Source organism: Parvibaculum sp. (genome assembly GCF_002684405.1).
In the GTDB taxonomy this organism is placed as follows: domain Bacteria; phylum Pseudomonadota; class Alphaproteobacteria; order Parvibaculales; family Parvibaculaceae; genus Parvibaculum.
The window spans coordinates 1-24284 of record NZ_NYVD01000173.1 but is presented as its reverse complement, the minus strand read 5'-3'; the positions used below and the strand labels follow the sequence as shown (position 1 = coordinate 24284).

Annotated in this window: 28 protein-coding genes and 2 tRNA genes; 13 read left to right on the top strand and 17 right to left on the bottom strand. The window is 60.8% G+C overall.

Annotated features, from left to right (window positions below):
• The 13 genes from CMI59_RS16225 to CMI59_RS16165 all read right to left on the bottom strand — a co-directional run.
• A partial coding sequence (locus CMI59_RS16225; RefSeq protein WP_293329272.1) for a molybdopterin cofactor-binding domain-containing protein occupies positions 1-783 on the bottom strand: 783 nt, incomplete at its 3' end.
• A gap of 33 nt (positions 784-816) precedes the next feature.
• Entirely contained in the window at positions 817-1281 is a 465-nt protein-coding gene (locus CMI59_RS16220) for a (2Fe-2S)-binding protein (RefSeq protein ID WP_293329271.1), read from the bottom strand.
• Positions 1282-1429: 148 nt separating this feature from the next.
• Positions 1430-2098: a carbon monoxide dehydrogenase subunit G gene (locus CMI59_RS16215; RefSeq protein WP_293329270.1), complete on the bottom strand. Its 669-nt coding sequence runs from the start codon at positions 2096-2098 to the stop codon at positions 1430-1432.
• A gap of 52 nt (positions 2099-2150) precedes the next feature.
• Positions 2151-3848, bottom strand: a complete 1698-nt coding sequence (locus CMI59_RS16210; protein WP_293329269.1) for a Na(+)/H(+) antiporter subunit D — start codon at positions 3846-3848, stop codon at positions 2151-2153.
• Positions 3841-4251, bottom strand: a complete 411-nt coding sequence (locus CMI59_RS16205; RefSeq protein WP_293329268.1) for a hypothetical protein — start codon at positions 4249-4251, stop codon at positions 3841-3843. The genes CMI59_RS16210 and CMI59_RS16205 overlap by 8 nt, the downstream gene beginning before the upstream one ends.
• Positions 4248-5765, bottom strand: a complete 1518-nt coding sequence (locus CMI59_RS16200; protein ID WP_293329267.1) for a monovalent cation/H+ antiporter subunit D family protein — start codon at positions 5763-5765, stop codon at positions 4248-4250. Before CMI59_RS16200 ends, CMI59_RS16205 begins: the two co-directional genes overlap by 4 nt.
• A 7-nt stretch (positions 5766-5772) precedes the next feature.
• Positions 5773-7278, bottom strand: a complete 1506-nt coding sequence (locus CMI59_RS16195) for a monovalent cation/H+ antiporter subunit D family protein (RefSeq protein WP_293329266.1) — start codon at positions 7276-7278, stop codon at positions 5773-5775.
• Complete coding sequence (locus CMI59_RS16190; protein WP_293329265.1) at positions 7275-7733, bottom strand: cation:proton antiporter subunit C; 459 nt, start codon at positions 7731-7733, stop codon at positions 7275-7277. The genes CMI59_RS16195 and CMI59_RS16190 overlap by 4 nt, the downstream gene beginning before the upstream one ends.
• Positions 7733-8170: a Na(+)/H(+) antiporter subunit B gene (locus tag CMI59_RS16185; protein WP_293329264.1), complete on the bottom strand. Its 438-nt coding sequence runs from the start codon at positions 8168-8170 to the stop codon at positions 7733-7735. The genes CMI59_RS16190 and CMI59_RS16185 overlap by 1 nt, the downstream gene beginning before the upstream one ends.
• A gap of 5 nt (positions 8171-8175) precedes the next feature.
• Positions 8176-8742, bottom strand: a complete 567-nt coding sequence (locus tag CMI59_RS16180; RefSeq protein WP_293329263.1) for a DUF4040 domain-containing protein — start codon at positions 8740-8742, stop codon at positions 8176-8178.
• Positions 8742-9182 (bottom strand): monovalent cation/H(+) antiporter subunit G, encoded by a 441-nt coding sequence (gene mnhG, locus CMI59_RS16175; protein ID WP_293329262.1) that lies wholly within the window; start codon positions 9180-9182, stop codon positions 8742-8744. The genes CMI59_RS16180 and mnhG overlap by 1 nt, the downstream gene beginning before the upstream one ends.
• A gap of 3 nt (positions 9183-9185) precedes the next feature.
• Positions 9186-9479 carry a monovalent cation/H+ antiporter complex subunit F gene (locus CMI59_RS16170; RefSeq protein ID WP_293329261.1) on the bottom strand — a complete coding sequence of 98 codons (294 nt, stop codon included), beginning with the start codon at positions 9477-9479 and terminating at the stop codon, positions 9186-9188.
• Positions 9476-9991: a Na+/H+ antiporter subunit E gene (locus CMI59_RS16165; protein WP_293329260.1), complete on the bottom strand. Its 516-nt coding sequence runs from the start codon at positions 9989-9991 to the stop codon at positions 9476-9478. The genes CMI59_RS16170 and CMI59_RS16165 overlap by 4 nt, the downstream gene beginning before the upstream one ends.
• 322 nt (positions 9992-10313) lie before the next feature.
• Between CMI59_RS16165 and CMI59_RS16160 the strand changes: the two genes are divergently transcribed.
• Together CMI59_RS16160 and CMI59_RS16155 are read left to right on the top strand one after the other, a co-directional pair.
• Complete coding sequence (locus tag CMI59_RS16160; protein ID WP_293329273.1) at positions 10314-10898, top strand: cold-shock protein; 585 nt, start codon at positions 10314-10316, stop codon at positions 10896-10898.
• Positions 10899-10941: 43 nt separating this feature from the next.
• Entirely contained in the window at positions 10942-11391 is a 450-nt protein-coding gene (locus tag CMI59_RS16155) for a PaaI family thioesterase (RefSeq protein ID WP_293329259.1), read from the top strand.
• 23 nt (positions 11392-11414) lie between these two features.
• Here the strand turns inward: CMI59_RS16155 and CMI59_RS16150 are convergent.
• Positions 11415-11491: transfer RNA gene (locus CMI59_RS16150), tRNA-Pro, on the bottom strand.
• A 95-nt stretch (positions 11492-11586) separates the two neighbouring features.
• On the bottom strand, positions 11587-11820 hold the full coding sequence (locus CMI59_RS16145; protein WP_293329258.1) for a hypothetical protein: 234 nt from the start codon (positions 11818-11820) through the stop codon (positions 11587-11589).
• A 237-nt stretch (positions 11821-12057) separates the two neighbouring features.
• Between CMI59_RS16145 and CMI59_RS16140 the strand changes: the two genes are divergently transcribed.
• The 8 genes from CMI59_RS16140 (at position 12058) to CMI59_RS16105 (ending at position 19499) form a co-directional block, all read left to right on the top strand.
• Positions 12058-12366 carry an ETC complex I subunit gene (locus CMI59_RS16140; RefSeq protein ID WP_293329257.1) on the top strand — a complete coding sequence of 103 codons (309 nt, stop codon included), beginning with the start codon at positions 12058-12060 and terminating at the stop codon, positions 12364-12366.
• A gap of 38 nt (positions 12367-12404) precedes the next feature.
• Positions 12405-12481 (top strand) — tRNA-Arg (locus tag CMI59_RS16135).
• A gap of 180 nt (positions 12482-12661) precedes the next feature.
• On the top strand, positions 12662-13666 hold the full coding sequence (gene ptcA, locus CMI59_RS16130) for a putrescine carbamoyltransferase (RefSeq protein WP_293329256.1): 1005 nt from the start codon (positions 12662-12664) through the stop codon (positions 13664-13666).
• 51 nt (positions 13667-13717) lie between these two features.
• On the top strand, positions 13718-15115 hold the full coding sequence (locus CMI59_RS16125; protein ID WP_293329255.1) for an APC family permease: 1398 nt from the start codon (positions 13718-13720) through the stop codon (positions 15113-15115).
• A gap of 59 nt (positions 15116-15174) precedes the next feature.
• Positions 15175-16278 carry an agmatine deiminase gene (gene aguA, locus CMI59_RS16120; protein WP_293329254.1) on the top strand — a complete coding sequence of 368 codons (1104 nt, stop codon included), beginning with the start codon at positions 15175-15177 and terminating at the stop codon, positions 16276-16278.
• Positions 16279-16288: 10 nt separating this feature from the next.
• A complete protein-coding gene (arcC, locus tag CMI59_RS16115; RefSeq protein ID WP_293329253.1) occupies positions 16289-17194 on the top strand; it encodes a carbamate kinase in 906 nt (301 codons plus the stop codon).
• A gap of 146 nt (positions 17195-17340) precedes the next feature.
• Positions 17341-18069: a tetratricopeptide repeat protein gene (locus tag CMI59_RS16110; protein WP_293329252.1), complete on the top strand. Its 729-nt coding sequence runs from the start codon at positions 17341-17343 to the stop codon at positions 18067-18069.
• Between the two features lie 122 nt (positions 18070-18191).
• Positions 18192-19499: a D-arabinono-1,4-lactone oxidase gene (locus tag CMI59_RS16105; protein WP_293329251.1), complete on the top strand. Its 1308-nt coding sequence runs from the start codon at positions 18192-18194 to the stop codon at positions 19497-19499.
• Positions 19500-19502: 3 nt separating this feature from the next.
• On the opposite strand, the gene CMI59_RS16100 is transcribed toward CMI59_RS16105, so the two are convergent.
• Together CMI59_RS16100 and metC are read right to left on the bottom strand one after the other, a co-directional pair.
• Positions 19503-19727 carry an acetyl-CoA carboxylase biotin carboxyl carrier protein subunit gene (locus CMI59_RS16100; RefSeq protein WP_293329250.1) on the bottom strand — a complete coding sequence of 75 codons (225 nt, stop codon included), beginning with the start codon at positions 19725-19727 and terminating at the stop codon, positions 19503-19505.
• A gap of 33 nt (positions 19728-19760) precedes the next feature.
• The gene (metC, locus tag CMI59_RS16095) at positions 19761-20933 is read right to left on the bottom strand and encodes a cystathionine beta-lyase (RefSeq protein ID WP_293329249.1); all 1173 of its coding nucleotides are present in this window, start codon (positions 20931-20933) and stop codon (positions 19761-19763) included.
• A gap of 112 nt (positions 20934-21045) precedes the next feature.
• Here metC and CMI59_RS16090 point away from each other — a divergent pair, with 112 nt between their 5' ends.
• The 3 genes from CMI59_RS16090 to CMI59_RS16080 form a co-directional block, all read left to right on the top strand.
• On the top strand, positions 21046-22152 hold the full coding sequence (locus tag CMI59_RS16090) for an amino acid ABC transporter substrate-binding protein (RefSeq protein ID WP_293329248.1): 1107 nt from the start codon (positions 21046-21048) through the stop codon (positions 22150-22152).
• Positions 22153-22161: 9 nt separating this feature from the next.
• Positions 22162-23349, top strand: a complete 1188-nt coding sequence (locus tag CMI59_RS16085) for an amino acid ABC transporter permease (protein ID WP_293329247.1) — start codon at positions 22162-22164, stop codon at positions 23347-23349.
• On the top strand, positions 23350-24284 hold a 935-nt coding region (locus CMI59_RS16080; RefSeq protein ID WP_293329246.1), incomplete at its 3' end, for an amino acid ABC transporter permease.

Sequence of the window (24284 nt, the reverse complement as noted above, 5' to 3'; positions counted from 1 at the left end):
GCCGAAACCGCCGCCGACATCGGGGGCGATGACGCGCAGCTTGTGTTCCGGCGCGACGCCGACGAAAGCGGAGAGGACGAGACGGGCGACATGCGGGTTCTGGCTCGTGGTCCAGAGCGTGTAATCCCCGGTTCCCTTGTCGAACTCGCCGATGGCCGCGCGCGGTTCCATCGCATTCGGGATCAGGCGGTTGTTCTCCAGATCCAGCGAGACGATGCGGTCGGCCTTTGCGAAGGCGGCTTCGGTTTCAGCCTTGTTGCCCAATTCCCATTCGAAGCAGGTATTGCGCGGCGCTTCAGGGTGAACCTGCGGTGCGTCTGCATTCTGGCAGGTGGCGAGAGTAACCGTCGCGGGCAGGGCGTCGTAATCCACGTCGATGAGCTCGGCGGCGGCTTCCGCCTGTTCGCGTGTCTCGGCGACGACCATTGCGACGTGATCGCCGACATAGCGCACGGTATCGAGCGCGAGGACGGGGTGCGGGCCGACTTTCATCGGCTCGCCGTCTTTGGAGGTGACGGTCCAGCCGCAGATCAGGCCGCCCAGTTCGTCCCTGGCGATATCGTTGCCGGTGAAAATGGCGAGAACGCCCGCCGCCTTATCGGCCTCGCTCGTGTCGATGGAGCGGATTTTGGCGTGGGCGTGGGGCGATCTGAGGAAGCTCGCGTGCGTTTGATGCGGGCGGTTGATGTCGTCCGTGTAGTGGCCGCTTCCGGTGATGAAACGGAAATCCTCTTTCCGGCGCGCTGGCTTGCCGATACCGGTTTCAGAAATTTCTGCGGTCATGGCGCTCCTCCTCCCCGGATATGTGTCTGCGCCTCAGCGCATTTCGTTCGATGCCGCCAGAATTGCTTTCACGATGTTGTGGTAACCGGTGCAGCGGCAGATATTCCCCTCCAGCTGCTCGCGCACGGTTTCCTCATCGAGGTCCGGTTTACGGCGGATCAAATCGACCGCCGTCATGATCATGCCGGGCGTACAATAGCCGCATTGCAGACCATGATGTTCCCGGAACGCCTTCTGTACGGGATGAAGTTCGCCATTCTCGGCAAGGCCCTCGATGGTCGTCACCTCGGCGCCTTCGGCTTGGCCTGCCAGCATGGTGCAGCTCTTCACCGCCTTGCCGTCCACATGCACGACGCAGGCGCCGCACTGGCTGGTGTCGCAGCCGATATGCGTACCCGTCAGGCCGAGCGCCTCGCGAATATAGGTGACCAGCAGCGTGCGGGGTTCAACATCGGCACTAACAGACTTGCCATTGACCGTCATTGCGACAACGGACATACGCGACCTCCCGTCGAGTTTGGCCTCTTCTGAAAATTCAGCGGATCGGGCCTTGTAAACCGGCAGCAACGCGCTGCCGACTGAACGAGTCTCTGCTTTCGGTCACTTCTCGTCAAGTTTTGCGGGCCGAACTGCCCGCTTAAGTGTCCTAGAAGCCGATAATCAAAGCGACGACAACCACGGCTAGGATGACGAGCGGTCCCCAAACCCAGGGAGAGATGCTGAAACCGGCTTCCTCATCGGGGATAAGAGGCGAACCGGTGGGCGAAATCGCATCATGGTCGGGCGACTTGCCCTCGATGCCATGGGCGGCTTCTTCCACGATTTCCGGCAGTTCATCGCCTGCGCCTTCGTCGGGCGCGGATTCAGGTTCCGTCTGGCCGGCAACCTGGGAAAATTTCGAAAAGAATTCTTCCGACATTTTGGCGGCCGTGGAATCGATGAAACGCTGGCCGATCTGGGCGAGCTTGCCGCCGACCTGTGCCTTCACCTTATAGGAAAGCTTGGTGCCGCCATCGGCGGTGTCCTCGAGCGATACGTCCGCGGAACCCTTGGCGAACCCCGCTGCGCCGCCGGACCCTTCGCCGGAAATCGTGTAGCCGTTCGGCGGATCGATATTGGTGAGCTGCACCTTGCCCTTGAAGCGGGCGCTCACGGGGCCGACCTTGGCTTTCACAGCGGCTGCAAAGGCGTCATCCGCCGTCTGTTCGACGGTTTCGGCGCCCGGAATGCACTGCTGCAGGACGGCGGCGTCGTTGAGCGCGGCCCAGACTTTTTCGCGCGGAGCCGGGATCGTGTATTCGCCTGACATTTCCATGGGCGCGTCTCCTTATTTCAATTGCCTGTTTTTCCGCCAGCCGGAGCAGACGTCAAACATAGGTGAGTAGCACGGTCATACCAAGGATCACCGCAACCCAGAGGACCATCGATCCGCTGGGCCAGGTGCGGGCAAGCGGGCCATGGGGGCCGTGGGTTGCGTATATGCCCCGGATGAGACTGGTGACGTAATACTGGGTGAGCTGGCCGGCGGCCTTCCAGATGGTGCCGATCATGGCCGCGAAAAATCCGACGATAATCGGAAGCATGCGGCGGTAGATCCAGTCCGTATCGAGATTCACCGCGCGGATTTCCGCCGGATAGAGCCGGTAGCGGATGAGCAGCGCGAAGGCGAGACCGGCGAAGATCAGAAGCTGGAGCTGCGTGACCACATGCGTCGTGGTGTAGGGCACATAGGCTTCCATCTTGTAGGGGAGGTACTGGTAGAGCAGCCCGGGAAAGACGCCGATGCCGACGCAGAAGGCGGCGGCGATGCCCATGGCGAGCAGCATATGAACCGGTGCTTCCTTCACCCGCCAGCCATTGTCATGGGCGAAGAAGGTGAAATAGGGGATCTTGATGCCGGAATGTTCGAGCACGCCGACAGAGGCGGTGATGAGCGCCAGCCAGATGAAGAAATACCCGTTATCCGCGCTGGCGGAGAGAATGAGGCTCTTCGAGACGAACCCGGAAAAGAGCGGGAAGGCGGAAATCGACATCGCGCCGATGATGCAGAAGACCATGGTGAAGGGCATGGACTTGTAGAGCCCGCCAAGCTCCGAGGCTTTCGAGGTGCCTGTGCGATACATCACGGCGCCCATGCTCATGAAGAGGAGTGCCTTGTAGAGGATGTGACAGAAGGCATGCGCCACCGTGCCGTTCAGCGCGAGCGGCGTGCCGATGCCGATGCCGACCACCATGAAGCCCAGCTGGTTGTTGAGGCTGTAGGCAAGCACCCGGCGGAGATTGTTTTCGATGGCGGCAAAGAAGACCGGAAAGAGCGTCATGACCGCGCCGATATAGATCAGCAGTTCGGTGCCGGGAAAACCACGCGCCAGCGCGTAGACCGCAAGTTTGGTCGTAAAGGCGGAGAGCGTCACCGTGCCGGTGATGGTGGCGGCGGGATAAGAATCCTGCAGCCAGTTATGCAGCAGCGGGAAGGCGCATTTCACGCCGAAGGCGATGAAGATGCACCAGGTTGCGGTGCTGCCAAGCGTCATCGCATTAAAGGCGACCGAGCCCGTGTCGCGATACATCAGGACCGTACCGGCCAGCAGCAGCACGCCGGAAAAGACCTGAATGACCAGATAGCGCATGCCCGTCCGGTAGGAGCCTTCGGTGCGCCGCGCCCAGATCAGGAAGACGGAGGCGATGGCCGTGCCTTCCCAGAAGACGAAAAGCGAAACGAGATCGGCGGCAAAAACCGCGCCGATGGCCGAGCCTGCATAGAGCAGCGTCGTCACCTGTTGCACGCGGTCGTCGACATGCCAGGCATAGAGGAGCGAGATGAAGGCCGCGATCGAGAAGATCAGCGCGAAAATCCATGACAGGGCGTCGATGCGCAGCAAGCCGATATGCAGTCCGGCCGCGTTGAAGACGGCATAGTCCCCGTAGGGAAGGTTGCCAATCAGCGCGAAGGCCAGCACCGGTACGGCTAGCATCAATGCCTGCCGAAGCTTGCCCGCGGGAAGAAACGGGATGGAGATGGCGCCAAGGCCATAGATCAGCGGCGGCAGGAGGACCTCATTCATGTGCGGAGCCTCCTCCGGAAATGCCGCCCGGGCGGTTGGCTCTGTCGCTCAGCGAACCGGGTATCAAGGTCGACGGATCGCTGCCCGCCGGCCGTTCGTCTTCCACTTCGGTGGAATCCTGCGCGTAGTAGTCCTCGGGACGCCGGATGATCAGACGCAGTCCTTTCGCGAGAAAGATGACCGTGGCGTAGGACACAAAACCATAGACGGCGTAGATGAAGGGGATTTCCTCGATGTGGAAATAGGCGTGCTTGTGATAGGCGAAATCTGCAAGCGCGAGCACAGCGCAGATGGCCAGCAGCACAATGAGAACCCGCTTTCCGGCGCCCGGTTTTTCCACCCATAGCAGCTTGCGGGAGAGCCAGTGCATGTCGTCGGGCGAGATATCGTCATGCGATGTCATGGCGTCGGCACCTCCGGCAGGATGGGTATGTGCAGCAGGAACTCATAAAGCGGGCCGATTTCAAAAACGAGGAGAATGCAGAGGAGGGCCGTCAGGCAGAGCGGCAGAACGCAGAGAAAGGGGGCTTCCCGCCAGCGCTTGCCATCGTCGGCCGCGGCGGCGCCCAGCGAATGAGCGGCAACGGGCGAGGGCGCGAAAAATCCCCGGGCCACGATGGGCATGAGATAGGCGATGTTCAGCAGCGAACTGACGAGGAGAACACCGATCAGCGCGAGTTGACCGGAATTGGCCGCACCCAGCATCAGGTACATCTTGCTCCATGCGCCGGCGAAGGGCGGCAGGCCGATAATGCTGATCGAGGCGATGGTGAAGGCAATGAAGGTGAAGGGCATTTCGCGGCCCAGCCCGTCGAGTTCGCTGACCTTCTTCTTGTGGGTCGCGACATAGATGGCGCCGGCGCACATGAAGAGCGTGATCTTGCCGATGGCGTGGGTGACGATGTGCATCGTGCCGCCGATGATCCCCATCTGCGTCGCCATCGCCATGCCGAGCGTGATGTAGGAAAGCTGGCTGACGGTGGAATAGGCAAGCCGCGCCTTCAGATCGTCCTTGGTCAGCGCGATGATGGAGGCAATCAGGATCGACGCCGATGCGAGCCAGACGAGCCATTGCGACGCGTCGGTCTGAGACAGGTAATCCACGCCGAAAACATAGACGCCGACCTTCAGCATGGTGAAGACGCCGGCCTTCACAACGGCCACGGCGTGGAGAAGCGCGCTCACCGGCGTTGGCGCGACCATGGCCGAGGGCAGCCAGCGATGGAACGGCATGAGCGCCGCCTTGCCGATACCGAAGGCGAAGAGGGCCAGCAGGACCGGCACCAACGCCGGGTCCACGTGACCGGCAATGAAGCCGCCGGGCTGGAAGTCCAGTGTGCCCGTGGCGCTCCACGTCCAGATGATCGCCGTCAGCAGGAACAGGATCGACGTCGACATCAGGATGGCGAGATAGGTGCGGGCGCCGCGGCGCGCCTCGTCGGTCTGTTTATGCGCAACCAGAGGATAAGTCGACACCGTCAGCACTTCATAGAAGATGAAGAGCGTGAAGAGGTTTGCCGAGAAGGCAATGCCGATGGCGGCGGAAATGGCCAGCGCATAGCAGATGTTGAAGCGCGTCAGATGACGTTCGTTTTCCGCGCGCATATAGCCGATGGAGTAGATCGCAGCGGGGATCCACAAACCTGAAGCGACCAGCGCGAAGATCATGCCCAGCGGTTCGATGGAAAAGGAAATCACCAGACCGGGCATCACCTCGAAGAGGGAGACGGACGGCGTTTGCCCCGCATTGACCATGCCGAGCAGGTCCAGAACGACTAGGAAGGTCAGGACGGCCGCGATGACGCTGGAGGCGTCGCGCAGGTTTGGCATGCGGGAAAAGGCGGCGATAAACAGCGTGACGATCAGCGGAATGCCGATCGCCAGAAGGATGCCCGTGCTGCCGTCGATTGCGATCATGCGTCCCTCACTGCCAAATGATGTTGGACGCGGAAATAAGCGTCGAGGCGGCACGGCTTGCCGCTGCACTGGTCAGCGCGGCATGGGTGCCGAAATAGACGGTCGCGGCGGCCAGCACCCACATGGGGATAATCATCGCGAGAGGCGCTTCCTTCGCCTTGCTGTCGGGCGACGGAGAGTGGAGGTAGAGCGTTTCCACGATGCGCCAGACATAGGCGACGGCAATGAGCGACGAGAGCACAATGGCTGCGGCGATGGGCCACCAGCCGAGCTCCAGTGCCGCCTGCACGAGATACCATTTACTGACGAAGCCGACGGTGAGCGGGATACCGATCAGGCTGAGCCCGCCGACCACGAAGGCGGCACTCGTCCAGGGCATGGCGCGGCCGAGACCCTTGAGGTCGGAAATCTTGCTCGATCCCACGCTGTAGACGAAGGCACCGGCAACCATGAAGAGCGTCGCCTTTGTGACTGCGTGGTTGAAGAGATGAATGACTGTCGCCATCACGCCGGTTTGCGTCATGAAGGCCGTGCCGAGCAGCATGTAGCCCACCTGCGCGATACTGGAATAGGCCAGCATGCGTTTCAGGTCGGTCTGGAATACTGCGACCAGAGAAGCGGCGAACATGGCGAGAAGCGCCAGCGGCAGCAGCACATATTGCAGCGTCGATTGCTGATAGGCGTAGTCGAAGCCGAATATGCCGAACATGAAGCGCAGCAGCACATAGACAGCGACCTTGGTCGATGTCGCCGAGATAAAGACGGATACGGCCGAGGGCGCGAAGGTGTAGGCGTTCGGCAGCCAGAGATGCAGCGGGAACATGGCGAGCTTCAGGCCGATCCCGACCAGCACGAAGGCGAAGCCCATATGCAGCATGCGCGAGTCGCCGCGCAGGGTGATCTGGTGGGCGAGGTCGACCATGTTGAGCGTACCGGTCGCCATGTAGAGAAGACCCAGGCCGATGACGAAGAAGGTCGCGCCCACAGTGCCCATGATCAGATAGTTATAGGCGGCCGTCAGGGCGCGCCGGTTGCGCTCCGCGCCCGTCGCGACCAGGGCGTAGGTCGAGAGGGAGGATATCTCCAGAAAAACGAACACGTTGAAGGCGTCGCCGGTAATCGTGACGCCAAGCAGGCCCGTCAGGCAGAGCAGCAAGGCCGTGTAGAAGAAGCCCTGTTTCTCCTGAGGTATTTCCTGCGCCACGCTCTTCACCGCGTAGGGGAGCGTGACGACCGCAATGCCGGACACGATCAGCAGGACGAAGGCGTTCAGGACGTCGACCCGGTATTCGATACCGATCGGCGGCGCCCAGCCTCCCAGATGATAGGAGATAACGCCGCCGTCCAGCGTCTGCGAGAGCAGGGCTGCCGAGATCGCAAAGCTCACGATGGCAACGATGAACGCAATGGTCCATGCCAGGCGCCCGCGGTTGAAGATCGCGCAAATAGGCGCGGCCATCAGCGGTATCACGACCTGAAGGGCCGGCAGGTTTTTGGTAATGAGATCGATCATTTCCCGCCGGACTCTCTCTTGTTCACGCTAGCCTCTCCGGAGACCGGGATCGCGTCGTCGCCTTGTTCCGCGAATTCGAGCTTTTCTTCGATTTCGGTGAGTTCGTCTTCTTCGATGGTCCCGAATTCCTCTCTGATCCGCACAACCAGCGCCAGCGCCAGCGCGGTTGTCGCGATGCCGACCACGATGGCGGTGAGGATCAGGACGTGAGGCACGGGATTGGAATAGACGGTGTTCGGATCGCCCGTCAGGATCGGCGCCGTCCCGCCCTCGATCTTGCCCATCGATATGTAGAGCATGAAGACCGATGTCTGGAACAGGTTCAGGCCGACGACCTTCTTGATGAGATTTCCCCGGCTCACCGTGATGTAGAGGCCGGTCATCATCAGGATGACGAACAGCCAGTAATTGTAGTGACCGATGATGAATTCGAGATCGAAGACGACTTCCTGCATCACCAATCCTCATCCTTGAGTTTGGGCGTGCGGGAAGCGAAGGCCACGAAAATGCCGATCATGACGGAAGCCACCGTGATGCCGACCCCGAGTTCCACGATAAGGATTCCCCATTCCTGGGCGTGGTGTCCGCCATGTCCGATGGCCTCGTAATCGAGGAAATTGTATCCGGCGAGCAGCGCGTAGAGGCCGGTTCCGGCATAAATCAGGACGCCGAGGCTCATGGCCACGCGAATGAAGGATGTCGGCAATACGTCCGTCATCGCTTCGACGCCGAAAACCAGCCCGTAGAGGATAAAGGCGACGGCGAAGATGACGCCGGCCTGAAAGCCGCCGCCCGGTCCGTAGTCTCCGTGCCACTGCACGTAAAGCGCATAGACGATGATCGGGGGGATAAGAAGTTTGGAAACGACGCGAAGGATAGAGTGATGATCCATTTGCTTCACTCCTTGCCCGTGCGTTTTTGCTTTTTCCGGCTGAAAGAGCCGAGCAGCAGGACCACGGCGACGGCCGCTGTGAAGATCACGGTGGTTTCGCCGAGGGTGTCGTATCCGCGATAGCTGGCCAGGATGCCCGTGACGATGTTCGGCACACCGATTTCCTCGGGCGTGCGGGCGATATAGTCGGGTGCGACATGCTCGTGGATGGGCGCTTGCGCGGTGCCGAAGGCCGGCATGTCGAGCGTGCTGTATACGAGAGCTGCGCCCGTTACCAGGCAGACGAAGATCGGCAGGACCGGCGACCGCTTGGTGCTTTTCTCGCGGGTGACGGTAAGCGCCATGGTGCCGAGCATCAGGACGGTGGAAATGCCCGCGCCGACGGCCGCTTCGGTGAAGGCGACATCCACGGCGTCCAGCGCCACGAAGAGGCCGGCGGACAGAAGGCTGAAGACGCCCGACAGCATCGCGACGGCAAAGAGGTGCCGGACCCTGACGATGGCGATCGCCGTCATGACGAGAAAGGTGAAAAGCAGGACGTTGATAACGGCTGCCAGGGAGATGCCGGTCATCATGCGCTTCCCTCTCCGCTGGAGGATTTGCTGGGGGCCGCGGGCTCGCTTTCGGGCAGCATGCTGCGGTAGGGAATTGCGGCAGTCGGGACGTCGCTCAGGGTCTGTTCCGTCTCATCCTTTTTCAGATCCTGCGGCCTCAGCCCGGCAACGAAAGCCGCATTGCTGACCGCGTGGGTGGCGGTCGGGCTGGTGATGAAAAGCAGGAAGGCTATGAGGATCAGTTTGAGCGTCGCGATGTCCCAGCCGGTCTGGAACATCATGCCGATCAGGATGATTTCCGCCCCGGCAGTGTCGATCACGCCGGCTGCGTGAAGGCGGGACCAGAAGTCGGGCAGGCGAACGATGCCAAAGGCGCCGACGAGCAAAAAGAAGCTTCCCGTCGCGAAGGCGATGCCAGTGGCAATATTGCAGGCGAGATCGAGGAGGCTCATATCCATCACTCAGGCCTCCGGCCCGTCTTGGCTGCCCAGGCCGCGCCCAAGCGCGCGGTAGCGAAAGAATTTCAGCACGGCGATGGTGCCGACGAAATTGATCAATGCATAGAGGAGGGCGATGTCCAGAAAGTCAGGGCGCTCCGTCAGAAAGCCGATATAGCCGAGCAGGAGAACGGTGAGCGTGCCGAAGGAGTTCAGCGCCAATACACGGTCGTAGAGATCGGGGCCGAGATAGAGCCGGGCGAGGACAAGCAGCATGGCAACGACAAGGGCAGCGGTGCCGGCAATGAAAAGGATCATCGGTGGCGTACCTCTACTTCGGTCACTTTGCCGCCCATCTCTTCGAAGCCGTCGGCGCCGGTGAAATCTTCCGTCAGGGCGTGGACAAGAAATGCGTCCTTGCCGGTTTCGACGGTGATCGTACCCGGCGTGAGCGTAATGGAATTGGCGAAAATCGTTCGTCCCATCTCGGTCGACTGGTTCCACGGCACCCGTATCAATTGCTGAGAGAGCTTCATCTCCCGGGCCAGGATGACGCGGCAGACGGCAACGCTCGCCTTGAAAATCTCTACAGCGAGCCAGACCCAGTAGAGGACAAGCGCGGGCCTGAGCTGAACGGGCACGGCTTCGTCGTCCAGCAGGCGCATGCGCGCGGCGAGATAGACGGTAAAGAGAACGGAAGCCAGTCCCATCGCGAGGAGAAAAGGCGTGAAGTGTCCCGAAAGGGTGAGCCAGAGCGCTATGAGCGCGATCGTCAAGCTGATGGCTTTGACCATTTCGGTACCGGCGTCCTGCTGGATGCAGCGCAGCATAGCAGTTCCTCGAAGGCGCATGCAGGCTGCTAATGGGATGTTGTTGCGATGCGAAAAAGATTCCCGCTGCGACACGCTAATATGCACAGTCGCCCTATGGGGGGCAAGGAACCCCAGATGCCGTCTGCGGTTTTAGGCGCCCCTTAATATACAAGAAGCGGTTTTCGAGATTGGCTTTGGCTTTACTGCCGTCGTATCGCTGTTATAGTTTTTTCATGTTGAGGGGGATCGTGGGGAGGATCCACGGACCAGAACGAAGTCCCGGCTTTTCTGAGCAGAGGCCATTCTGTCTTGGAGCGCCGGATCGGTAATCGTGGCTGGGATGGAAGAACGGTTGGAGAGTGCGGCGGAATCCGTCGATAACGCATTCGAAGTATCTGGCGTCGTGAAGTGGTTCGATGCGGTCAAGGGGTATGGCTTCATCGTTCCCGATGACGGCAGAGAGGATGTACTTGTCCATCTGTCGTGCCTCAAGCAGGCAGGCAGGGAAATCCTCGAGGAAGGCGCTACCGTCTCCTGCGAGGCGGTCAAGCGGCCGAAAGGCAATCAGGCAATCCGGATACTTGAAGTCGATGAGAGTACTGCCGTGCGCAGCGCCTCGTCTCAGGTGCCCGCGCGCAATCGATCGCCGGCGTCGGCCGTGGTTGCCGTGGGCGAGTACGAAATTGCCACGGTGAAATGGTTCAACCGCGCCCGGGGCTACGGCTTCGTAACGCGGGGAGACGGAACGCCGGACATTTTCGTGCACATGGAGACGCTGCGCCGCCATGGCATCCGCGATCTTCTCCCCGGGCAGAATGTAAGCGTTCGGTTCGGCGAAGGTCCGAAAGGGCTGATGGTGGCCGAAATCTCGCTTCCGGAAGGCAATGGAAATGGGAATGGCAACGGGTCGGACCATAGCGTCTGATCTTGTATAAGGCCGTATCCATTTTCCGGGAGATGAGTTGAGTATGAGCCGCGAAAAGCTTTCCGAGGATGATTCCGCCTATGACGACCCGCCTGAAGGGTTTGTCCCTTCAAGCACGCGCGGTCCCTACACCACGCATAACGGACCCTTTTTCCACAAGGTGACGGAAGACGGTTTCTGGCACGGTGTGCGTGTGAGGGAGCGGCACTGCAATTCCCGCGGCATCACGCATGGCGGCATGCTGATGGCCTTTGCGGACGGGTTGCTTGGCACCGCGGTCTTTCGCGAAACCCACACAGTGGCGCTCACCATCCGGATGACGTCGGATTTCCTGTCCTCCGCCCGGCCCGGCGACTGGCTGGAAGGAACGGCGCGCGTCGTCAAGGCGACGCGATCGGTCTGTTTCTGCGAAGCCGATCTCTATGTGGGAAGCCGTCCGGTCCTGAAGGCTAATGGCATCTTCAAGCTTATGCAGAGGCACAAGGAAGGCTAGGGGAGTGGCCCGCGGCCAGAATATGGTCGGGGCGGCGTGATTCGAACACGCGACCCTCTGCTCCCAAAGCAGATGCGCTACCAGGCTGCGCTACGCCCCGACGGCTCCACTTGGTGGAGACCGTTCCAATACACCCGATTGCCGCGTCGCGGCAACCGGCCAGAAAGGCCCATGGATCGCGATTGCGCGGCGAGATCAGGCGGCTGCCGCCAGGATGGCCGAGTGAACCTCGTTCTCGCCCAGCCAGTAGGCTCTGCTGGCGAGGCGTTCTACCCTGTCTGCTGGCCATACGTCCCGCCCGCTCCGGGCAACCGGACCGGCGAGATCGAGGATGCATTCGATATCATGCCCGTTGAAGCCCTTGTTTTTCAGAAAGGCCTCGGTCTCGATACGGTCAAGATAGACGGGTGTTGAGATGGCGTGTGCCATGGGGGACCTCCTTCCGTCTCTGTCTTTCGTTTCCTAGGCGTCGGGGATGTCAGGGGTATGACGCCCTTGAGACTTATTGCTGTCAGGGCTCCGCAGGCTCGCTTTGCGGGCTTCCCCGGGACGGTGAACGGCGTCCAGATGGTTCTTGTGGCTTGCAAATCTGACCTTATTGAGGCCATAAGATGCAAAATCGGTAGGTTTCGGAATTCAGTCTGATCGGATCTCGGGAGTTTGGATTTGGCACACGTTCGCATCTATAAGCCGGCCAAGACGGCCATGCAGTCGGGCCGGGCCAAGACGAAGAAGTGGGTTCTCGATTTCGAGCCATCCGCGAGGCGGCAGGTTGAGCCGCTTATGGGATGGACCAGCTCTCCGGATACGCGCCAGCAGCTTCGGTTGAGTTTCGAAACGAAAGAAGAGGCCGTTGCCTATGCCGAAAAGCATGGGTTGGCCTATCGTGTTTTCGAACCGCATAGCGCCAAGGCTCCGGCCAAATCCTATGCAGAGAATTTCAAGTTCGGCCGCAAGACCCTCTGGACGCATTGATCGCCGTTCCTTGCCGGGCCGCCTCCGGGTGCATCTTCGGTCCCGTAGCTCAACTGGATAGAGCACTCGCCTTCTAAGCGAGTGGTTGCAGGTTCAAGTCCTGCCGGGATCGCCACTCGCTCTTCTTTTCCGTTTCACCCTCAATCTGCCAGTAGTTTGCTGCGCCGCAGAAGATACGGTGAGCGGTCATCAGTATTATTGCGGATACAAACGCCTCGGCCGCGGATGCATCATCGCGTCAACCTTCCGGTACCCCCAAAAAAACACCGGAATCTTCAGGCAATGGAGGCGCGGCGTGCTTAAGCATTTCATTCAGACACAGGATTTCTCCAAGGAAGAACTGCTCAGACTTATCGAGCTCGTTCGCTTGCTCAAAAGAGCCGACAAGGAGGGGGCCTGCCCGAAGCTGCTGTCGGGCGCTTCTCTGGGCATGATCTTCGAGGAACCGTCCACGCGGACACGCGTCTCCTTCGAAGTGGCGATGACGAAGCTGGGCGGCCATGCGCTTTACCTGCGGCCCGGCGAAATTCATATGGGCCAGCGGGAATCGATCAGCGACACGGCCAAGGTTGTGTCCCGCATGGTGGATGTGATCGAGGCGCGCACACTCAAGCATCAAACCGTTCTCGATCTCGCCAAATATGCGACCGTGCCGGTTCTCAACGGTCTCACCGATTACAATCATCCCACCCAGGTCGTTTGCGACGTCTTCACCATGATGGAGCATGCGCCCAAGGGTAAGAAGCTGGAAGACTTCAACGTCACCTTCGTCGGCGATGCCACGAATGTCTGCTCGTCGCTGATGATGATTTGCACGCATCTTGGGATGTCGTTCACCCATGCGGCGCCGAAGAAGTATCAGCTCTCGGACGAGATGCGGAAGATCGGCGAGGAGAACTGTGCGCAATCCGGCGGCAGGCTCACTATCACCGACGATCCCGTCGCCGCCGTTTCGAATGCCGACTTCATTTACACCGATCTGTGGTGGTGGGTCGGGCAGGAAGACGAAATCCCCGAGCGGCGCGATGCCTTCATGCCGACATATCAGGTGAACGCCGACCTTGTTTCCAAGGCGCCGGACACCGTGAAGATCATGCATTGCCTGCCGGCTTCCCGGGGTGTCGAGGCCACCGACGAGGTGCTCGATTCCGATAAATCGGTGATTTTCGATCAGGCGGAAAACCGTCTTCACACTGAAAAAGCGTTGCTTGTCTATTTCGTGTATCCGCGCCTCAAACGTGCGTCGGAAGCCCTCGTTGCACATCACCAAGGCGAGATCGAAGCCTTTTTGGGGAGCTGATGGGGCAGTTGAAGAGTGAGTTCGGCTGAAAAACAAACGGGGTACTAGATAATGTCGGAAAATACCGCGGGACCGGGCGCGACTGGCGCCGGTGGCTTCAAGAAGGTGTTGAAGGGGCTCGATATGACCCTTTTCACCGTTTGCGCAATTCTGGTGATCGACCAGTTGGCAGCCTCCGCCGCTATCGGCGCGCAGTCTGTCTTCTGGTGGATTTTCACCATGATCCTTTTCTTTATCCCCTATGGCCTGATCACGGCGGAACTGGGCAGCACCTATCCCGACCAGGGCGGTATCTACGCCTGGGTGAGGCGTGCTTTCGGTCCCAAATGGGGCGGACGAACCGCGTGGCTCTGGTGGATCAATGTCGCTCTGTGGCAGCCCTCCGTGTTCATTCTGTTCGCCGGTATCTTTGCCACTCTCTTCTTTCCGGGATTGCCGCTCTGGTGGCAAATCGGGATTGCGGTGGTGCTCACCTGGCTCGTGGCCTGGATCAACATCATTGCGCTCGATGTCGGTAAATGGGTGCCGAATATCGGGGCGATTTTCAAGGTCGCGATCATGCTGACCATCGGCATTGGCGGCTTTGTCTATGCAAGCCAGCACGGCGTGGCGAACGAGCTGACGCTGCAGAGCATGGCGCCGAGCTGGGGCGTGACGCTCGCCTTCCTGCCGGTCATTGTCTACAACTTCATGGGCTTCGAGCTTATGTCCGGCGCAGGCGCCGAGATGAAGAATCCCGCGCGGGATGTGCCGCTCGCCATCATTGTGTCCGGCGTTCTGATTGCAGCTTTCTATCTGCTCGGCACCATCGGCATCCTGATCGCGCTGCCGCTCGACCAGATCAATCTGGTGGAAGGTATCATCGATACGCTTCGTCAATTGCTCGGCGACAGCGGGGCAGGGCAAGCCGCCGTTTATGTGCTGGGTGTCATGGCGCTCTACACCTTTGTCGCAAACATGGTGACATGGACGCTCGGTGCGAACCGGTCCGCCGCGGAGGCCGCCGGTGACGGTGCGCTGCCGCCCATGTTCGAAAAGCTGCATCCCGTTCACAAGACGCCCGCCTCGGCGGCGATTGTGACGGCGGTGGTCACGACCGTCGTGATCGCGATCTACGGTTTCATGGCGGCTGATGCGGAGGATCTGTTCTGGACGCTTTTCGCCTTCTCGTCGGTTGTGTTCCTGTTGCCTTACCTTCTGATGTTCGCCGCCTTCCTGAGGTTGCGGGCTGTCGATGCCGACCGGCCGCGCGCCTATCGCGTGCCGGGTGGCAATGGGACGGCCTGGGCCCTCTCGCTTGTCTGCATGGCGTTCATCGTTCAGGCGATCGTGTTCTTCATCTATATTCCAGGCGATTTCGACTGGAACTATGCGATGTCGATCGTTGCCGGTGTCGTTGTGACGCTGATCGTCGGTGAGGTGCTGATCCGGATGGGCAAAAAGGTCTGAACTGTCTTCAAGGTGCCGGGCCCCGGCGGGCCCGGCATCCGTTCTTTTTGGAGAGTGCTATGAGCAAACGCCTGCAAACCACCCCCCGCGCCGACGGCTTTCGCATGCCGGGCGAATTCGAACCTCATTCGGGATGCTGGATGCTGTGGCCCGAGCGCCCGGACAATTGGCGCCTCGGTGCCAAGCCGGCCCAGACCGCGTTCGTGGCGGTCGCCGAGGCGATTTCCACCAGCGAGGCCGTCACGGTGGGGGTTTCTCCGCGTCAGTACCAGAATGCACGGGCCATGCTTCCGGCGAAGGTGCGGGTCGTCGAAATATCCAATGACGATTCCTGGATGCGGGATTGCGGACCCACTTTCGTCACCAATGGGGATGGCGAAATCCGCGCCATCGACTGGATCTTCAACGCATGGGGCGGGCTGGAAGGCGGCCTCTATTTTCCATGGGATCAGGACGATCTGGTGGCGCTGAAAGCGGCCGAGATCGAAAAGATGCACAGCTATCGCGCGCCCATCGTTCTGGAGGGCGGCTCCATTCACGTCGACGGTGAGGGCACCTTGCTGACGACCGAGGAATGTCTGCTCAACAAGAACAGGAATCCCGGGCTCTCCCGCAAGGAACTGGAAGACGTGCTGGGCGAGTATCTGAATATCACCAAGGTGGTCTGGCTGGATCGCGGGGTCTTCAACGATGAGACGAACGGGCATGTGGACAATATCGCCTGCTTCGTGGAGCCCGGCGTTGTGGCGCTGACATGGACGGACGATAAATCCGATCCGCAATACGAGATTTCGCTCGATGCCTATGAGCGATTGAGCGCGGCGACGGATGCACGCGGCCGCAAGCTCGAGGTCCACAAGATTCACCAGCCGTCGCCCGTCCTGATCACCGCCGAAGAATCGGCAGGCGTCGATGTCGTCGAAGGGACCCAGCCCCGGCGCGAGGGCGACCGGATGGCCGCGTCCTATGTGAATTTCTACATCGGGAATTCGGTCGTGGCCGTCCCGGCCTTTGACGATCCGATGGACGAGCGGGCCGCCGAGACGCTTCGCAAGCTCTTTCCCGGACGCCAGGTGGTTCAGGTGCCCGCGCGCGAGATTTTGCTTGGCGGCGGCAATATCCATTGCATCACGCAACAGCAACCGGTGGGTATCGCCGGATAGGTATCGAGCCATGCGGATTGTCGTTGCCTTGGGCGGGAATGCTCTTCTGAAGAGGGGGGAACCGCTGACGGCGGAAAACCAGCGCCGGAACATGCGCGAGGCGGCGGGGCAGATCGCCGCCATCGCGAAAGGCCATGAACTGGTCCTCGTCCATGGCAACGGGCCGCAGGTCGGCCTGCTCGCGCTGGAAGCGGATGCCTATAAGGACGTGCCTGCCTATCCGCTCGATATCCTCGGCGCGGAATCCCAGGGGATGATCGGATATGTCATTGCGCAGGAGCTTCAGGCCGAGCTGACAGATCATTCGATTGCGACGCTCATCACACGGGCCGAGGTGGATGGCGACGATCCCGCGTTCCAGACACCAACCAAGCCCATCGGACCGGTTTACACCGCGGCGCAGGCAGAGGAACTGGGCGCGGCGCGCGGCTGGGCCATGGTGGAGGAAGGCAAATCCGGTTGGCGGCGTGTCGTCGCGTCGCCGTTGCCTCGCGAGATTGTGGAGCTGCCCGCCATTTCTGCGCTGATTGCCTCCGGTGCGATGGTGATTTGTGCGGGTGGCGGGGGCGTTCCGGTCGTTCCACAGGATGGCGGGGGGCTTTCCGGGGTCGAGGCGGTGATCGACAAGGATCGGGCGGCGGCTTTGCTGGCGCACCGGCTCAAGGCGGACCGGCTGGTGATTCTGACGGATGTCGAAGGCGTGTTTGCGCATTGGGGGACGCCTGATCAGGAATTGATTACGGAAATAAATGCCACTGAGGCGGATGGCTCCGGCTATGCCGCAGGCTCCATGGGCCCCAAAGTGGAGGCCGCCGCCTATTTCGCTCTGGAAGCAGGGAAAACGGCCTCTATCGGCAGCCTTTCTCAGGCATTGGCGGTTTTCGACGGCAGTGCCGGGACCCATATCGTTCCCTAGAAATGTGACTTCGGCGGCGTGACCTGTCTTTCAGTCGGGTAACCAAGGTTTAAGTTGCGCCGTCCGGCCATGACTTTCATCCTTCATGGAAGGGATGATGTGCTGCGCCTTATGCACACTGGAGAACGAGCGGAGGAGACGAAAACATGCACAAGGAATCGAGCGGGTCGGCCAGGCAACGCCAGGATGTACTGACGGCGCTGACGGTCGCGGCTGCGGCTTTGCTGCTCGCCCTGTCGCTGAACTTCGTGCAGCCGGCTTTTGCGTCCGCCGACAAGCCGATCACCACGGCTGCCCAGGTGAAGGATGCCAGTGAGGCGTCCGGCCAGGACCTGTATCATCGGGGCTACTACAAAGCGGCGATGAAGGTCTGGAAGCGCGCGGTGGAAGAAAAGAAGGATCCGGGCGCTGCCTTCCGTCTGGGCGAGGAGTATTTCGACGCCAAGGTCGTGGACCGGAGTATCACCGATGCCGTGAAGTACATGATGATCGGCGCGGATGGAGGCGATCCTCGCGCGCAGATGGATCTCGGTACCTATTACGACAAGGGATGGGGCGTGAAGCGCGATCCGAAGCTTGCGGCCAAGTGGTACAAGGCGGCGGCGGATAACGGCAAGCCGGATGCGCAATACAATATCGGGACCATGTATGAGGACGGCGAGGGCGTCGAAAAGGACCAGAAGCTCGCCTATGCCTATTACCTCATGGCCGCCAAGAACGGTTTTCCCAACTATCCGGCCGAGGCGATCAAGCGGCTTTCGAAGACCATGGAGCCCGCCGACATCAAGGCGGCGTCGAAAATGGCGGCGAAAATGCTGAAATCGCAGCCGCAGGAACCGCTCGCACCCGCTGTCGAGGCGGAGTCCATGAAATAGATCCGCGGCATTTTCTGTCCGCAGCATCATCCCCGGCCATGCCGGGGATTTTGTTTTGTGGGGACAGCTCTGTTGCGGCGCCCGGCGAGCGGATAGCATGTTCGCAAAGAACAGGAGGAAGCATGAGCACCGTCTGGTCGAACTGGTCCGGTTGGGTCAAAGCCTGGCCTAAGGAAATTCTGACGCCCGAGAGCGAGGACGCACTGGCGCGCATCGTTGGCGAGGCGGCAGGACCTGTCCGTGTTGCGGGCCGGGGGCATTCCTTCACCGCAATCGTGCCATCCGACGATGTTCTGCTGTCTCTGGAAAAAATGAGCGGCGTGACGGGGCATGACGCAAATGCGCAAACGGCGCGCATCGCTGCGGGAACGACGATCCGCGATCTCGGCCCCATGCTGCACGATAAGGGGCTGGCGCTCGCCAATCAGGGCGATATCGACCGGCAGGCGCTTGCGGGCGCCGTGGGAACGGGCACGCATGGCACAGGCGGAAAGCTCGGTTCTCTTTCCGCCGCCGTACAGAGCTTCAGGCTGGTGACAGCGTCGGGCGAGGTACTCGACTGCAACCGCAACGAGAACGCCGATGTCTACGATGCGGGGCGCGTCAGCTTCGGCAGTCTGGGCGTGATGAGCGAAATCGAGATGCAGCTCCGTCCTTCCTATGCGCTGGAGGAAGGCGGCGGCCGCATGGCGCTCTCCGAAGCGCTGGCCAAAGCGCCGGAGATGCGTGACGCCAATCGGCATTTCGAGTTTTTCTGGTTTCCGTTTGCAGACGATGTGTTGGTGAAGACGCTCAACGAAACGGATCAGCCTGCGAAGCCGCGCCGCCGCGCGCCTGACGGAGAGGTGTCGCGCGGTGACAGGATCATGCAGCGGGCTTGCGATGCTGCGCGCTTTGCCCCGCCTTTGCGCGGTCCCATTCAGCGCTTCATGACGCGCAATGCGGGCGAGCGCTATGCGCCGGGTCAGGCCGGCAAGGCCAGATGGTCTTTCGATGCGTTTCCGAGCGACCGGAATGTCCGCTTCAACGAAATGGAGTATGCGGTGCCCGCCGAGAGCGGCCCCGACTGCATTGCGGAGGTTGGCGAGTATATGAAGAAGTGCGGGGTGAATTTCCTTTTCCCGCTCGAATTCCGCTATGTCGCCGCGGACGATGCCTGGCTGAGCCCGTTCCATGAGCGCGACAGCGTGACGATTTCAGTTCACCAGTATCACCGTCAGCCCTATGCCGAGCTTTTCAAGGGAGCGGAGGAGATTTTTGCGCGCTATCAGGGGCGTCCGCATTGGGGGAAACTTCACACGCTTGGCGAGGCCGAGCTGCGGAACCTTTATCCGCGTTGGGAGGACTTCCAGCAGGTGCGCCGCAGGCTCGACCCCAACGGAAAATTCCTCAACCCGCATTTGAGGCGGCTCTTCGGCGAGAACGCCTGAGATTTAGTTTTCCTCGACAATGGCGACCGTCTGTCCTTCCGCAACCGGGTCTTCCTCGGCGACGAGGATTTCCACCAGGGTGCAGTCGAAGGGCGCGTCGACCGGGATTTCCATCTTCATCGATTCAAGGATGAGAATGGGATCTTCCTCTTCGAGGCTGTCTCCGACACCGGCTTCGATCTTCCAGACCTTGCCGGCGATTTCGCTTTTGACTTCTTTGCGGGCCAATTGAAATTTCCTGTTGTCGGTAGATGGCTGGGGTTAGCGGGCGGCGTTCAGCCGGTCGAAACCGGCCTCCAGATCGGCCATGAGATCCTCAGGCGATTCAAGGCCTGCATGGATGCGGAGCAGGGGGCCTTCCGCCTCGTATTTCGTTGCTGTACGGATCTTTGCGGGATATTGCGGCACGATCAGGCTTTCATACCCGCCCCAGCTATATCCCATGCCGTAAAGTTCCAGATCGTCCAGCATCGCGGCCAGCGCGTCGTCCGAGCATGGCGTAAGCTCGATGGAAAACAATCCGCTTGCGCCGGTAAAGTCACGCTGCCACAGCGCGTGATCGGGGTGGCTGGGGAGTGCGGGATGGATGACACGTGCGACTTCCGGCCGGGTTTCGAGCCAGCGGGCCAGTATCAGGCCGGTTTCCATATGCTGTTTCAGCCGCACGCTGAGGGTCCGAAGCCCGCGCTGGATGAGATAGGCGTCGTCCGGCGCCAGGCACATGCCGATTTGGCCGTGCCCGTCGATGGTCTGCTGCCAGGCCTCTTCGGTCGTGGTGATCGTGCCGGCCATCACATCGGAATGGCCGCACAGATATTTGGTCGCCGCCTGAACGGAGATATCGACGCCGTGCTCGAAGGGTTTGAAGAAAAGCGGCGAGGCCCAGGTGTTGTCCATGATGACGAGCGCGCCGCCTTCATGCGCCGCCTCGGCGATGGCGGGAATATTCTGCACCTCGAAGGTGACGGAGCCGGGCGATTCCACGAAGACGACGGTTGTGGCTGGGCGGATGAGCTTCGAAATGTCTCCGCCGATGCGGGGATCGTAATATTCGACCTCGACGCCGAAACGGGTGAGCGTCGTGTCGCAGAAATTGCGGGTCGGACCGTAGACGCTGTCCGTCATCAGCAAATGGTCGCCGGCCTTCAGGTTTGCGAGCAGCGAGATGGTGACCGCGGCAAGGCCGGACGGGGCGAGAGCGCAATGCACGCCGCCCTCGAGTTCCGCCACGGCCTCGGCCAGCATGGCGGTCGTGGGGGTGCCGCGGCGTCCATAGGTGTATTTGACCTCGCGCTTTTTCAGCGACTGGAAGGTCGGATAGAGAATCGTCGAGGCGTGATAGACGGGCGGGTTGACAACCCCGAAATTGGCTTCCGGATCGCGCCCCGCCGTGACGATCGTCGTTTCCGGACGGGAGAATTTCTTTTCGCTCATAATATCCCGGCGTGGTGCTGGCTGCCTCAGGCCTTGCGCTGAGGCGCATCGTGGTTAGTCTCTTGGCGGACACCATAACATCTTGTCACAGGGCGCTGGCAAAGGAAGCGGGATGGAGAATCGATTTCAGGCTCTTTTGATGGGCCTCGTGCTCGGAGCGGCAATCGTCTACCTCTTCATGCCCATAGCCCAAGCGCCCGGTCCGGCTGGCAATCGCCCGGCTGCGGCGGAAAGTGCTGACGGCAAGGCGCGGCCTGAAGTCAGGGCGGGCAACACGCTTGCCGAGGTGCGCAACCGGGGCGAACTCGTCTGCGGCGTGAATCAGGGGCTGCCCGGATTTTCGAATCCCGACGACAAGGGACACTGGTCCGGCATCGATGTGGATTATTGCCGGGCGCTCGCCTCGGCGATTTTCGACGATCCGACCAAGGTGAAATTCCGTCCGCTCAATGCGAAGGACCGTTTTACGGCGCTTCAATCGGGCGAGATCGATATCCTGTCCCGCAATACGACCTGGACCATGTCGCGCGATACGCAGCTCGGGCTCGATTTCGCGGGCGTCAGCTATTATGACGGCCAGGGCTTCATCGTGCACAAGGACTCCGGCATCGAGAATGCCGCCGACCTCGATGGCGCGACGATCTGCACACAGACCGGCACCACGACCGAGCTCAATGTGGCGGATTATTTCCGGTCGCACGGGTACAAATACAAGGTGCTTTCCTACGAGAAGAACGACGAAGCGCTCGCCGCCTATGACAATCATCGGTGCGATGCCTATACGACGGATGCGTCCGGCCTCGCCGCGGTCAGGCTGAAGATGAAGGATCCTTCCCAGCACAGAATTCTGCCGGAGATCATTTCAAAGGAACCATTGGGGCCGGCCGTGCGGCAGGGCGATCCGCAATGGGCCGACATTGCGCGCTGGACGCTCTTCGCCTTGATCAATGCCGATGAGCTGGGCGTTACCTCCAAGAATGTGGAGGAGATGAAGGGCTCGGATTCGCCGAGAGTGCGCCGCTTGCTTGGCGGTGAGGGGGCCTACGGCCATATGATCGGCCTCACGGACGACTGGGTCGTTCGTATCATCCGTCATGTCGGAAATTACAGCGAAGTGTTCGAGAGAAATGTCGGCACGAATACAAAACTTGGTATTGAGCGCGGGCTGAACGCGCTCTGGAACAAGGGCGGCATCATGTATGCGCCGCCGATCCGATAGGTGAAGGGCGTGGCGGGGGCACCGACAAAGGGCAAGCAGAAGATCGGGCTGAAATGGTCCAATCCGGCAGTTCAATCGGTCGTCTATCAGGCGGCGCTGATTGCTGTTGTTCTCTATGGCGGATGGGTCATCGTCACGACGACACAGGCCAATCTGGCGCGGCTGAACATCGCGACCGGTTTCGGCTTCATGGACAATACGGCCGGGTTCGGTATCGTTCAGTCGCTCATTCCCTATACGGAAGAGTCTTCCTATGGTCGGGCCTTTCTGGTCGGCCTGATCAACACGCTGATGGTTGCCGGTATCGGTATCGTTCTGGCCACCATTCTCGGCTTCTTCGTCGGCGTGGCGCGGCTTTCCAGCAACTGGCTGGTGTCGAGGCTCGCCTGGACCTATGTCGAGGTGATGCGGAACATTCCGCTCCTGCTTCAACTGTTCTTCTGTTACTTCACCGTTTTGCGGCCGCTTCCGCCGCCGGCCGACAGCCTGTCGCCGCTCGAAGGCGTCTATCTGAACAACAGGGGCGTGGTGGTTCCCTCACCGGTGTTCGGCGAGAGTTCCACTCTGTTCGTCATTGCCGTGCTGCTGTCGCTCGTTGCGGGTTATGCGATCATTCGCTGGGCGCGCAAGCGGCAAGCCGCGACGGGTGAGATATTCCCGGCCTGGCGCACGGCCATCGCGATCGTGCTTGGTGTTCCCGCGCTGATATGGCTTGTCGGCGGGGCGCCGTTCACGCTCGACCTTCCGGTCTATCGAGGTTTCGGCTTCGATGGCGGGATGCGCCTCATACCGGAATTCATCGCCCTGCTTCTTGGCCTCACGCTTTACACGGCGGCGTTCATCGCCGAGATCGTCCGCGCCGGTATCCTGTCGGTCAGCCATGGGCAGACGGAAGCGGCCTATGCGCTCGGCCTGCCGCAGGGCCGCACCTTGCGCCTCGTCGTCATTCCGCAGGCGCTCCGGGTGATCGTGCCGCCGCTGACGAGCCAGCTCCTCAATCTTACCAAGAACTCTTCGCTGGCCGTTGCGATTGCCTATCCCGACCTGGTGGCGGTGTTTGCCGGGACCGTGCTCAACCAGACCGGGCAGGCCATCGAGGTGATCGCGCTCACCATGGCCGTCTATCTCACGATAAGCCTCGTCACGTCGTTCCTCATGAACCTCTACAATGCCCGTGTGGCCATTCAGGAGCGGTAGATGACGGATACGACATCTCAGGTCCAAAAACCGCATGTGCCGCTTTCCATGGCGCGGGGCCTCACATGGCTGCGGCGAAACCTGTTTTCGAGCTGGTTCAATACCGCGCTGACCCTGTTGTCGCTTTACGTCATCTGGCTGGTTGTGCCGCCATTCATCGATTTCACGTTTGTGAATGCCGTATGGACCGGTTCTTCGCGCGAAGCCTGCCTCGGGCCGGATGCCGGGGCCTGCTGGCCTTTCGTCTGGGCCAATATCGACCAGTTCCTCTATGGGCGCTATCCGCCGTCGGAAGTCTGGCGGGTCTATGTCGTGTTTGCGCTCGGGGCGATCGGGCTCATCCCTGCGCTTATTCCGGCGGCGCCCGCAAAGCGCTTCAACCTGATCTTTCTGCTCATCGCTTATCCGGTTATCGCCGTCACGCTGCTTGCCGGCGGGCGTCCGGGCCTGCCCGCGGTCGATACGAGCTATTGGGGCGGGTTGCTGGTGACGCTTGTCGTGGCGGTGACGGGCATCGTGATTTCGCTGCCGCTGGGTATCGTTCTCGCTCTGGGGCGGCGCTCCTCCATGCCTGCGATCCGCTTGGTCTCGATCGTCTTCATCGAATTCTGGCGCGGCGTGCCGCTCGTCACCGTGCTTTTCATGGCGAGTGTCATGTTGCCGCTTTTCCTGCCGGAAGGGGTTTCGCTCGACAATCTACTGCGGTGCCTCGTCGGTGTGGCCCTCTTCGCATCGGCCTATATGGCGGAAGTGGTGCGCGGCGGGCTGCAGGCCATTCCGCGCGGTCAATATGAGGCGGCGCGGGCAGGGGGGCTCAGCTATTGGCAGGCCATGGGGCTGGTCGTGTTGCCTCAGGCGCTGCGTCATGTCATTCCCGGCATCGTCAATACGTTCATCGGCCTGTTCAAGGATACGACGCTGGTGCTGATCGTCGG